Below are 11,827 nucleotides of genomic sequence, written 5' to 3'. Positions count from 1 at the left end.
ACAGCGACGTTTCGGCGAGCGACGGATGAAATAAGGCTGATTCCGGCCTTAAAGTAGGCCGGGACAGCTACCATCGCTTAACCTGACAACATTGCCCCCTACTCTCCGCTCCCATCCCCTTGCGAAGCAGACACGTTGCACTACGCGCGGCATTCTCCCCTCCGCCAACTAACAAATTCGCTTTTTGTGCCGCTACGATGAAGCCACTTGGGAAAAATAGGCCATGTTTTATTGCCTATTTCGTCTTAACCGGGCAGCCTCGTCGAAATAGCCAGTGAAATCGCTGGCTATTTCGGCTAAAATGCCCGATTTGAGGCCTGGCGGAGCAAATAAGCCATATTTTCACTGGCTATTTCCGACGAGGAGGGGAAAATCGGACAAATAAGCCATTTTTCATGGGCTATTTTCGTTTCCCGGTCGGCCCGTCGTGCCGGGCGCACCAAAACAGACGCCGCCCCTCGCCAGGGGCGGCGTCTTCAAGCTGCTACCATGTCACAACCGTCTTCACCGGATAATGGTCCGACGGCCACTTGCCGCCGTAGCGGTTGCGGTTGACGGCCGTGCCGCTTACGCTTACTTCCGGCGAAACGAAAATATAATCGATCGGCTCGCCCGACTCGCCGCCTTTAAAATGATGAAACGTCAGCCCCGGTTCGCCGTCCAGCGCGCTGTAAGCGTCCTTCAGCGCGCAGCGCGTTTCCGGTTCGTGCGGCAGCTCGCCGCCGCCGCGCAGAAACGTCACCACCGCCGTGTCCGGCTCCGAGTTCAAATCGCCGGTCAACACGAGCGGCAGCGGCTTTCGCTCGCGGAACTGCCGCATCGCATCCCACACGAGCCCGATGCCGCGCTCGCGCGCTTCCTGGCTGCGGTAGTCCAGATGCGTGTTGAACACGGCGAACTCCCCGCCGTCTCCCGCAATCGCCCGAAAATGCGCCCACGTGCAGATACGCGAGTGGGACGATCCCCAACTGCGGCTGGCCGGAACGTCCGGCTCCTCGGACAGCCAGAACTGGCCCTGCTCCACCACTTCCAGCAAATCGCGGCGATAAAAAATCGCATTGTGCTCGTTCCGGTTGCCGCCGTGCCGGCCGCTGCCAAGCCAGCTGAAATAAGGAAGCTCGCGTTCCATATACCGCAGCATTTCGCTATAACCTTCCTGCGTGCCGACGATCCACGGGTCCGCCTCGCGAATCGCCTTGACGGTCGCCTGCTTGCGCAGCATCCACATGTCCAGCCCGTCATCGAGCCCTTCGCGCCGCAAATTGAACGTCATCACGGTCAGCTTCAATCCGCTTCCCCCTCCGTGAACATCGCGGGCTTCAGCGTCCACGCCTGCAGCTTCGACAACCGCACCAGGTTCGGCGCCCGGAAGTCCAGCGGGAATATCGACCAGCGCGGACCCCACAAGTCGTTGTCGCCGGCGTAATCGGCCGCCGTCAATCGTCCCCGCACCAGTGGAACGGCATCGCCGTCGCCTGCTCCTTGCGCAATCGCCGCCGCCATCGTACACGTCAGATCGACCGGGTTGATCCGCCGGCCGTCGACGACGTACGCATCCGGCAGCTGCGGATAGCCGCACACCGACGGACCTTCTTCGGCAATCGCCCGCTTAATCCCGGCGACCGTCAGCGGACCGTCGCCCTCGCTGACGAAGTCCCGCTCCGGCCCGTACACCGTCTCCGCCGTCAACTCGCGGCCCAGCATGTACTGCCGGAACAAGGAAAACTGTTCCGACGCCGACAGCGCCCGATCCGCCAGGCGCACGAACCCGAGCTCGCTGCCGACCGCCGCTGCCAGGCCGCGAACATTGGCCGCGGCAATCGCGCCGGAGGCCGAGCTTTCCAGACCAAGCGCTTCTTTCGATGTGATGTACGCAACGTCGCCGGCAGCAAGCGTATAGTCGATGAACTGGCCGAGCCGCTCGACATACAGCTCCATCTCGCCCTCCGGCCGCAGCGGCGACGGCTGCCACTGTTCGCGCGGCGTCGACTTGCCGCGGCCGAAATTATGTTTGTCCCAGAAGGACGTGCAAGCGAACTCGCACGGATGGTAATAAATGCTGACGAACGCGATCGGCTCGCCGGCAAAATCGGCCAGCAGCCGGTCGAAGTCCGCCTTCGCCCGCTCCAGTCCGTCCGGCTTCAAGTCCATGCGCATCGTGCCTTTCAGATCGGTGAAGCTGAGCAGCCCGCCGTACCAGAACGGTTTGCCTTCGAGCGACAGATGGTCGTGATCGTCGACATAAACGGGTACGCCCCACCGGCGCAGCACCGGGTACGCATGCGGCGCCCACGAGTAACCCGGCTGGCCGAACGTCATGCTCGCCTTCCCGGTGAACCGGGCGACATCGTCCAGGCCGACCCGTTCCTTGGCGTCGAACAGCGCCGCCCCTTCCGCGAAGCCCACCGGTTCCAAATATTCGCTCATCACCGGATGTTGGCTGTGCAAATTCGTGTGGTAGCCGATTTCATGCGGCGCAAGCGCCTCCGCAATGTCGGTGCGGCCATGCTCCAGCAGGACGCGCGCTTTTTCCCCGACGATCTTGAAAATGCCTTTGACGCCCCGTTCGTTCAGCATGCGAAGCACCGCAAGAAACGATTCCCGCGACTGCGGCGTAATGTAGTCCTCGACGTCGAACCAGAGCAATACTTTCACTTTCGTCATTCGTCCATCACCACCAGAGGTTAAACTTTGATGCCGGAAAAGGCGATGCCTTTAATAATGAAACGCTGCATCAGCAGGAAAAACAACAGCAGCGGCACGGTCGCCATCACCGATGCGGCCATCATCAAGGGCTGCTCCGACACGTACAAGCCTTGCAGCGAGTTGATGCCGACCGACAGCACCTTCATGCTGTCGCTGTTCGTGACGACAAGCGGCCACATGAAATCGTTCCAGCTCGAGAGGATGCAGAAGAACGTCAGCGCGGCCAGCCCCGGCATCGTCAGCGGCAGCATGATCCGCCAGAAAATCGTCCAGTAGCTGCAGCCGTCGATTTTGGCCGAATCTTCCAGCTCCTTCGGCAGCGACAGGAAAAACTGGCGCAGCAGGAACGTGCCGTACGCGGAGAAAATGCCGGGAATAATGAGCGCTTTATACGTATCAACCCAATGAAACAGCACCGCCTGGTAATAGTGCGGAATGAGCAGTACCTGCGACGGCACCATCAGAATCGCCAGAATGCAAACGAATATAATATCCCTTCCGGGAAATTTCAACCGCGCAAAGCCGAACGCCGCCATGGCGCACAGAAACACTTGCGGGAACGTGCGGCCGACGGTGACGAAGATCGTGTTCATGTAGTAATGGCCGAACGGAATTTGCGCGAATATTTTCGAATACCAGTCGAACTGCGGTTTGGCCGGAAACCAGACGGGCGGAATGTGCTCCGCCTCCACATTCGTTTTGATCGAGGTCATGATCATCCAGAAAAACGGGAACAGCATGCTTGCCGCGCCAATCAGCAGAAACAAATGGATGCACATGCGGGACCAGATGCCGGTGTGTTTTTCGCTCACTTCGTACTCCCCCTTCGCCCCGTGGATCGCTTATTCATAATGCACCCATTTTTTCTGCAAATACAGTTGCCCCATCGTCACGAGAAAAATAACGACAAACATCATCCAGGCTTGCGCCGAAGCGTAGCCGATCTTGAACGATTTGAACCCGTTCTGGTAAATCGAATACACCGCCGTGCGCGTCGCGCTTTGCAGCACGCCCCCCGAACCGCCGCCCGCCGTTACCGGCGTCAGCATGTACACGAGGTCGAACACCTGGAAGGCGCCGATCAGGCTCGTCACCATGACGAAGAAGATGGCCGGCGTCAGCAGCGGCACCGTAATGTACCAGAACCGGCGCATCCCGGTCGCGCCGTCGATCGCCGCGGCTTCGTAATACGATTCGGGAATGCCCTGCAGCCCGGACAGCAAAATAATCATATGATGCCCGATGGCCGTCCAGATGGCGATAATCATGACGCTCCACAACACGACGCGCTCGTCGGCCAGCCAGTGGGGACCTTGAATCCCCACCAGGCTGAGCGCGTAGTTGATCATGCCGCTGTTGTAATTGTAGAGCCACTTCCAGACGACGGCGATCGCGACGGGCATCGTCACCGACGGCAGGAAGAAGATGAGGCGATACGCCAAGTTGCCTCGCATCTTGCGGTTCAACAGCACGGCCACGATAATCGACAGGCTGATCGAGGCGGGCACGGTGACGATGGCATAGATGGTGCTGACCCGGACCGATTTTAAATAAACCTGATCGTGGAACAGCTTCGTGAAGTTGTCGAACCACACCCACTTGATCGCATCCGAGCCGTCCCAGTTCGTAAAGCTGAGCGCAAGCGACGCGATGAGCGGGAGGATACTGAATACGATCAACCCGATGCTGACGGGCGCGATGAAGAAGTAGCCCCAGAACTTCTCGTTCTGCATCAGCCGCGACCAGCGGGAATCACGCAGCGGGACCGGCAACGCCCCTGTTTGTACCCGTCTCATGGCAAATCCCTCCGAACGTCTATTTTGCTTCCGCCATAATTTTGTTCGCTTCGTCTTGTGCGGCTTTCATGCCGTCCGCCACCTTCTCCTTGTCGATCCAGATGTTCGAGATGTGCGCGGCGATCGGATCTTCCCACTCGACGTTGTTCGAAATCGGATACGGCGTCGACGTTTTCGTCATATCGATGAACACTTTCAGGTTGTACGGCAGCGATTTCACCCACGTATCCTGCGTGCCGTTGAACGCCGGAATAACTGCGCCGACTTCCGCCTGCATCATCGCGACGTCTTTGGAGCCGAGCCATTTGACGAACTCCCACGCTTCGTTCTGGTTTTTCGACTTGGCGTTCATCACCCAGCCGATGCCGTGGATGATGTTGCCTTCCTGCTTCATCTTCGGCAGCACGGCGACGTCGAGCTTCTCCTTCAGCGCGTCGTAGTAGCCGCGGGCGTTCCACGAGCCGCCGGTCATCATCGCCACTTTCCCCGATTTAAACAGCGCGCCGGGCTTGTTGTCAATCATATATTTGCCGTCCGGGGACACTTTATCCTTGTACATCATGTCGTACAGCACTTGAATAGCGGCAACTCCGTCGGCCGAACCGACATCGGTCGTCTTCTTGTCGGCACTGACCAGCTTGACGCCGTTCTGCACCAGAATCGGATAAATCGACTCCTGCGTGCCGCTTGTCGCCGCGAAGCCCCACTGCGTCGTATTGCCGCCGGAAGTGATCGTCAGCTTCTTCGCCGCATCGCGCAAGGTGTCCCACGTCCAGGTCGCGTCCGGATATTTGACGTTCGCCTTGTCGAACATTTCCTTGTTGTAATAAAGGCCGATCGTGTCAAAATCTTTGGGCATCCCGTACATTTTGCCGTCCATCGAGTACAGATCGACCATCGACTTCGGATAATTGTCCATGCTGAAATTGTCTTTTTTGATCAGGTCGTTGTACGGTTGAAGGAAGCCTTTGGACTGGAATTTCGGGAAATCCGGGCCGTCCATCCACATGATGTCCGGGCCGCTGTTCGCCGCCAGCACGGTTTGCAGCTTCGTGTAATACTGATCGCCCGCCGTCAGCTCCGGCGTTACTTTGATATTCGGGTGCGTTTCGGTGAATTTGGCCGCGATCTTGTTCATGACATCCGTTTGTTTGCCGTCCGAATACCACCAGACGAGCTCGACTTTTTTGCCTGCCGCCGCCGATGCGGACGGCGACGCCGACGCGCCGGCCGAAGCCGACGGAGCGGGACTGGACGAGCTTCCCGATTTTGAATCTCCCGACGACCCGCATGCCGCCAAACTGCCGGCCAAACAGGATGCGACAACTACTCCAAGCACCTTTTTCCCTTTCACCTGAACCCCTCCATGAGTGTAATGAGAATATGAGAATGGCTGCCGGCCAAATGCCGATGCGGGCGGTTGCCGCTTGCGTAGCCGATTCGGCCGGGCGCCAGTTCTGCCAGCGGGCGGTACGTTACGAGAAGCCGACGAGCGGCGAGCGGGATTCGCCCAAATAATGCAGCACCGTTCGTTCGGACGTAAATTCGATGTGATAGATGCAGCCGTTGCTTTGGTGAAAATAAACCGGGCTGTCGGCCGGCAGACCGAGAATCGCCAGCAGCAGATGGCGGTTGAAGCCGCCGTGGGCTACCAGCGCAACGCGCTGGCCGGCGAACTGCTCATGCAGCTCCCGCAGCACCAGGTGCGCGCGGTCATGCGCCGTCTCCGGCGTTTCGTCGCCCGAGCAGAACCAGCCTTCGACGTCCATGTCGCCGCGAAACGCCGCTTCCGGGAACAGCTGGCCGAGCTGCTCGGCGGTTGGGCCCCGGTACGGCCCTTTGTTGCGCACCTCGTAGGTGTGGCTCCATACCTGGATCGGCAGGCCAAGCGCCCGCGCCAGCGGCTGCGCCGTTTCGATCGCCCGCGTCAGCGGGCTTGCGATCAGTTGCTGCGGCTGCCAAGGAGCCACGGCCGCCGCTACGCGCAGCGCCTGCGTGCGGCCGAGCTCGGTCAATTCGCCGTCCGGCATGTCGTGGGGCACCGTGTTGCCGATCGATTGTCCATGGCGGATCAAATACAACTCCATGCGTGTTACGCCTCCTCGCCCAGTTCCGTCGCCGCGTAGCTCAGCCAAACGTCGAGCGCCTTGGCGCGCGCTTCGCTGACTTGCTTGCCGCTCCGGGTCGTCGTCGTCATCGGCGCGCCTTGACGCGCGGCCATATACTTGCCGGATGCGGTAAATTCGGGGCCGAGCACGCCGTCCAGCAGGACGAGCCGCTCATGCGCCCGCTCCGCTAGGCCGCTTCCGGCCTCCTCTTCCGCCCACATCCGCTGCAGCAGCTTCGCCGCCACCGTCGACACCGTCGACATGACGCCGCCCGCGCCGGAGCGCAGTGCTTCGAGCAGAAGCGGCGTGTTCGCCTGGTAAACGACGCTTTCCGCAGCGGCGGCGATTTTGGCTTGAATGCCTGCCATCGTGCACGTCGTGTCCTTCACGCCGATGATGCCGGCCTGTTGCACCAGCCTTCCGTACATGGCCGGGTCGATGTCCTTAGGCTTCCAATGCGGCCACTCGTACAGCAGCGCCGGTACGGGACTTGCCGCGGCGAGCCCGGCGAAGTACGCCTCGAGCCGCTCCGTGTCCGCGCCCAAACCTTGCGGCACAACGAGCACGACGCCGGAGACGCCCGTCTCCGCCATTCGCAGCAGCTCCTCGCGGTGCGCCGCCGGGTCGGGCCCGACATTCGCCGTCGCCACGACGGGCACGCTGCCGGCCCGCCCCACGGCCCGCTTCGCCAGCGCCAGCCGTTCGTCCGGTTCGAGAAACGCCATTTCGCTGCTGCCGCAAACGGCGAACAAGCCGTTCGTGCGCGCTTCAAGCTGCCAGTCGACATAACGGTCGTACGCTTGCCAATCGATCCGGCCGTCCGCTTCGAACGGCGTCAGCAGCAGCGCGTATACGCCGCGGAACGATGCTGCCTGTTTCATGCCGATCTGCCCCCGTTCGTTTGCCGTTTCGCCAGCGCCTCGAATTGCTGCAGCAGCTCTGCCGGCGTCGCCGTGCCGGTGCGGCCCAGCTTCTGGATGCTCACCGACGAGCCAAGATGGGCGAACGCCGCCGCTTCCGGTCCGCCGCTTCCGGTGCCGAGCGCGGAGATGAGGCAAGTGGCAAACGTGTCGCCGGCGCCGACGATATCGATCGGCCCCGTTTGCGGAACCGTCGGGACGAATGTGCATTCGCCGTCTTCGAGCCACAAGGCTCCTTGTTCGCCGAGCGTGATGCAGCACGGCGCTCCCGCCTTGCGGGCGAGCTGCAGGCCGGCGCGCACCAGCTCATCCGGCTTCGGCTGGCCAAAATCCTGGTTGCCGTTGAACCAGCGCAGCGCTTCGATTTCGTTCGGCTTCAGAATCATGCCGTTGTACGAGCCGATCCGGTTGCGGCTGTCGACGACGATCATTTTGCCCGCGTTCGCCCAATAGCGCAGCCGCTCGCGCACCGCGTCGTTGATGACGCCGCCGCGTAGCTGATCGGTGACGCAGATGACGTCGACTTCCTGCGCCATGCTGTCGAGCAGCCGGAGGAACCGTTCGGTAGCCTCCGCCGGCAGCTCCGTGCCGTTGACGAAGTCGAGCCGGGCATCTTCCTGCTGCACGTCCTGCAGCCCGTGGCGGATCGTTTTGCAATAAGCCGGCGTTACGCGCCCCCGTTCGGCCATCACCGCGTCGACGTTGATGCCGGCGGCGAGCAGCGCGTCCAGCAGCACACGTCCCCGCCAATCTTCGCCGATGACGGTGCAGAAGCGCACTTCGGCGCAGCCGAGATCGCGGAAGTTCATCGCCACATTGGCCGCCGCGCCCGGGAAACATGACTCGCGAACGACCGGCAAGTTATGGTGGGGCGTTTCGCGGGACAGCTCGCTTAGCGTCATGTCGACGTGCCAATAAACGTCCAGGCAGCCGTCGCCGATGACGCCGGCCTTCAGCGAGCCGATGCCGGCGAGAATCGCGTCCACCCGTTCCTTCGTTAGTGCTGTGTATTGCGCGACGGATGACCAGTCGGCGCGATTGTTCGTCATGATCGCTCTTCCTTTCCTGTAACCTGACCTTGATACGGCCAGTTGTGCCGATCAGCGCAAGGTCAAGCGGAACGTCTTCAGCTCGAACGGTTTGAAGAACGTTTCGAATTCATGCAGTTGATGCGCGACGGAAACGGGCTCGCGCTCCGCCAGATTGACTTCCTCCACGGCCGCCAGCGCATGATGGCAACGAAGCTTCGCCACGCCGCGGCGGCCGGTATATTCGTAGCAGCGGACGATCCAGTCGTCGGAATCTTCCGCTTTTTTGACCGTGTCGACGATGACGTGGCTGCCCTCCGCGGCGAGGAAGCCAAGCGATGCCGGCAGCGCATCCGTTGCGGCTGCCGCCGTTTGCGGGAGAGCCGCAACGGCAACCGGCGTATTCAGCCGGTACGCCTGCCGTGCCGTGCCCGCGGCCGCCCAGTCGCCGTTATGCGGCAGCAGCGCATACGTAAACGTGTGTTCGCCGCGATCCATTTCCGGATCGGGTTCGTTCGACGACTTGAGCAAGGTCAGCCGGATCACGTTGTCCTTGATGTCGTGCCCGTATTTGCAATCGTTCAGCAGGCTGACGCCGCAGCCGCGCTCCGACAGATCGACCCACTTCTGCGCGCACGTTTCGAACCGGGCGTAGTCCCAGCTCGTGTTCCAGTGCGTCGGCCGCTGCACGCTGCCGAACTGGATTTCGTACGTCGCCGCCGTCGCCCGCACATCGACCGGGAACGCGACCTTGAGCAGCATTTCCCGCTCCTGCCAGTCGACGCGCGTGGCGAATTCGATCCGCGGATCGTGCGGGTACAGAATCAGGTCTTGCTCGAACGTCGACGCAAAAAACGTCCACTTGAACCGGATCACCGTGCGCACCGCGTTGTTTTCCACCGTTTCGACCGTTTGCAGATCGGTGACGTGACGCACTTTTTCGCTGTAAAAGATGTCGATTTCCCAGTTGTCGTGCAGCACCGGTTTGTCTTCGTGCACGTCGAACCGGTTGGCGACTTCCCCCGGCGCAAGAATCTCGCGGTTCAGCCGCTTGTCGTAAAGGCGCGTCAGTTGACCGCTGCCGTTCCATTCGAGCTCGTAGAACGGTGTGTTCGCTCCGTTCGCGTGTACGGCGATGCCGCCGTTGTCCGCAGCTGGCGTTGCAGCGGCTTGCGCCGCTGCACGGCGGACCGTCGTGTAACCGAGCGCGGGGATATCCTCCACCGCAAGCCGCAGCTTGCTGCCGTCAGCCGAACGGGCGGCGACGACGGGGCGTCCGGCCGCGTCTTCCCAGGCGGCGTCGGCGTAACCGTCTTTCCACGGCAGCTCGACGGCTTCGGAACGCGCCCACGACAAGGAGTTGAAGACGAGCCAGCCTTCCGCTTCGCCGCCGACGCGAGAAGCGAGCGTTTGCAAGCCGGCGGTCAACGTGTCTTGCGCCAGCCCCTCCGCTTCGGCGTACTCGACATGGCAATCCTCGTACACCTGCCGGATCGAAGAGCCGGGCAGGATGTCATGGAACTGGTTGCGCAGCACGATGCGCCAGCTGTCGTACAGCGCTTGCCGCGGATAAGACGCGGCGCCCGCCAGCGGCATATTGAACGCCGAAATCGCTTCCGCATCGTGAAGCAGCGTCTCCAGACGGCGGTTCATCTTCTTCACGTAGCCTTGCGACGTATAGGTGCCGCGGTGCAGCTCCAGGTACAGCTCGCCGTCCCAGCGGTGCACGTAACGATCGGTGCTGTCGACTTTGCGCTCCAGTTCGTTGAAGAATTCGCTCGCCCGTCCCGTTGTCGTGCGCGGCAAGCCCGGCATGTTTTCCAGCCGGCGGCGCAGCTCGAGCATTTCCCGCGTCGGCCCGCCGCCCCCGTCGCCCCAGCCGTACGACAGCAGCAGCTCGCTGTCGTTGATTTCCTTGTCCCGGTAGTTGTTCCAGATGCCCGACACGGTCGCCGGCAGCACCTGGCCGTTGTAGGTGTAGAACTTGGTGAACTTGTCGCCTTTGGCGCCCGGGTCCGGGGTCGTGATGTAATGAGTCAAAATTTCCGTGCCGTCGATGCCGCGCCAGAGGAACGTGTCGTGCGGGAACCGGTTGTACACGTTCCAGCTGATTTTGGTCGTCATGAAATAACGCAGCCCGCTCTTGCGCAAAATTTGCGGCAGCGCCCAGCTGTAGCCGAACACGTCGGGCAGCCACAAGTATTCGCATTGGACGCCGAATTTATCTTCGAAGTAACGCATGCCGTACACGAGCTGGCGCACGAGCGATTCGCCCGACGGGATGTTGCAGTCCGACTCGAGCCACATCGCGCCGCCCGCCTCCCAGCGGCCTTCGCGCACGCGCTCCTTGATGCCGGCGAAAATGTCCGGGTAATCGTGCTCGATGTATTCGTACAGCTGCGGCATCGTCTGCAGGAACACATACTCCGGGAACTGCTCCATCAGCTTCAGCACGGTCGAAAACGAACGCGCCGCCTTCTCGCGCGTATGCTTCAGCCGCCACAGCCAGGCGACGTCGATATGGGTGTGGCCGATCGTGCGTACGGTCAGCGGATGGTGCTTCGGCAGCGAGTCGAGCTCCTCGTGCAGCTTGCGGCACGCTTCGCGGACGCTGGCGTAGAACGATTCGTCGCCGCGGATGTGCCAGTCGAGCGGCAGGAACGCGCGGTCGAGCGCCTTGAGCAGCGCCTGGTGCTCCCAGGCGTTTTCGCCGAGCACGCCGATCGTTTGCCAGACGGCGAGCGCCGTATAGTACAAGTCGTCCGTTTCCTTGTCGAGCAACGCCAGCGCCGACGTTTCCAGCTTGTGCTCGAGCGGCGTTCTGGCGCCGGACTGGCCGTTCAGCCCGGTCCACACCTTGAACAGCAGCTTGACGGTGCGCCCGGCGAACGACTCGGGAAAAAACACTTCCTTATGGTTGCTGCCGACTCCCTGGTAAGGCGCCCCGTCGACGTACAGCAGCGATTCGAAGCCGGAGTTGTGGCCGGCGCCGGTTTTGCCGAAATCGAACAGCCCCAGCACCGTTTGGCCGCTCCATTCCGCCGGAATCGTCGCTTCCGTCTGCAGCCAGGCGGTCAAATCGTATCCGCTCCAGCGGTCGCCGACCGACAGCTCGCTCCAAACGGCGTCTGCCGGCGGCATGGCGGCCACTTCAGCCGCTTCGTCTACCCAGAATCGATAAGTCGGTATGGCGATCGGATTGCGGTAGCGCAGCGGCTCGAGCTCGCGGATGCGGCGGCCGAGTTTTTCGTAGGTCAGCAGCATGTGGA

General features: G+C 61.6%; 9 protein-coding genes. All 9 read right to left on the bottom strand.

The genetic code is table 11. The annotated features are described in order from the left end of the window. Positions 1-484: 484 nt before the first annotated feature. Positions 485-1,288, bottom strand: a complete 804-nt coding sequence (locus tag EXY20_RS00890; protein WP_135546656.1) for an endonuclease/exonuclease/phosphatase family protein — start codon at positions 1,286-1,288, stop codon at positions 485-487. Further along, positions 1,285-2,664, bottom strand: coding sequence for a polysaccharide deacetylase family protein (locus EXY20_RS00885; protein WP_135546654.1), 1,380 nt, complete (start codon positions 2,662-2,664; stop codon positions 1,285-1,287). Before EXY20_RS00885 ends, EXY20_RS00890 begins: the two co-directional genes overlap by 4 nt. 20 nt (positions 2,665-2,684) lie before the next feature. Then, positions 2,685-3,518 (bottom strand): carbohydrate ABC transporter permease, encoded by an 834-nt coding sequence (locus tag EXY20_RS00880; RefSeq protein WP_407944882.1) that lies wholly within the window; start codon positions 3,516-3,518, stop codon positions 2,685-2,687. A 30-nt stretch (positions 3,519-3,548) separates the two neighbouring features. After that, positions 3,549-4,502, bottom strand: a complete 954-nt coding sequence (locus EXY20_RS00875) for a carbohydrate ABC transporter permease (protein ID WP_135546652.1) — start codon at positions 4,500-4,502, stop codon at positions 3,549-3,551. 19 nt (positions 4,503-4,521) lie between these two features. Next, positions 4,522-5,856, bottom strand: coding sequence for an ABC transporter substrate-binding protein (locus tag EXY20_RS00870; protein WP_135546650.1), 1,335 nt, complete (start codon positions 5,854-5,856; stop codon positions 4,522-4,524). A 121-nt stretch (positions 5,857-5,977) separates the two neighbouring features. Then, a complete protein-coding gene (locus EXY20_RS00865; protein ID WP_135546648.1) occupies positions 5,978-6,589 on the bottom strand; it encodes a histidine phosphatase family protein in 612 nt (203 codons plus the stop codon). 5 nt (positions 6,590-6,594) lie between these two features. Further along, the gene (locus EXY20_RS00860; RefSeq protein ID WP_135546646.1) at positions 6,595-7,491 is read right to left on the bottom strand and encodes a dihydrodipicolinate synthase family protein; all 897 of its coding nucleotides are present in this window, start codon (positions 7,489-7,491) and stop codon (positions 6,595-6,597) included. Continuing rightward, a complete protein-coding gene (locus EXY20_RS00855; protein ID WP_135546644.1) occupies positions 7,488-8,579 on the bottom strand; it encodes a bifunctional heptose 7-phosphate kinase/heptose 1-phosphate adenyltransferase in 1,092 nt (363 codons plus the stop codon). Before EXY20_RS00855 ends, EXY20_RS00860 begins: the two co-directional genes overlap by 4 nt. A 51-nt stretch (positions 8,580-8,630) precedes the next feature. Further along, on the bottom strand, positions 8,631-11,822 hold the full coding sequence (locus EXY20_RS00850) for an alpha-mannosidase (RefSeq protein ID WP_135546642.1): 3,192 nt from the start codon (positions 11,820-11,822) through the stop codon (positions 8,631-8,633). Positions 11,823-11,827: the final 5 nt, after the last annotated feature.

This window comes from Paenibacillus cymbidii (genome assembly GCF_004764705.1).
GTDB classification, from domain to species: Bacteria; Bacillota; Bacilli; order Paenibacillales; family NBRC-103111; genus Paenibacillus_AN; species Paenibacillus_AN cymbidii.
Note: the sequence above shows the minus strand (reverse complement) of the source record. Positions and strands in the feature narration are given on the sequence as shown.

What these genes read in the sequence shown, in the direction of transcription:
- EXY20_RS00885 (WP_135546654.1), bottom strand. Translation starts at nt 2,664, where the DNA reads ATGACGAAAGTGAAAGTATTGCTCTGGTTCGACGTCGAGGACTACATT.
- EXY20_RS00875 (WP_135546652.1), bottom strand. Translation starts at nt 4,502, where the DNA reads ATGAGACGGGTACAAACAGGGGCGTTGCCGGTCCCGCTGCGTGATTCC.
- EXY20_RS00865 (WP_135546648.1), bottom strand. Translation starts at nt 6,589, where the DNA reads ATGGAGTTGTATTTGATCCGCCATGGACAATCGATCGGCAACACGGTG.
- EXY20_RS00860 (WP_135546646.1), bottom strand. Translation starts at nt 7,491, where the DNA reads ATGAAACAGGCAGCATCGTTCCGCGGCGTATACGCGCTGCTGCTGACG.
- EXY20_RS00855 (WP_135546644.1), bottom strand. Translation starts at nt 8,579, where the DNA reads ATGACGAACAATCGCGCCGACTGGTCATCCGTCGCGCAATACACAGCA.
- EXY20_RS00850 (WP_135546642.1), bottom strand. Translation starts at nt 11,822, where the DNA reads ATGCTGCTGACCTACGAAAAACTCGGCCGCCGCATCCGCGAGCTCGAG.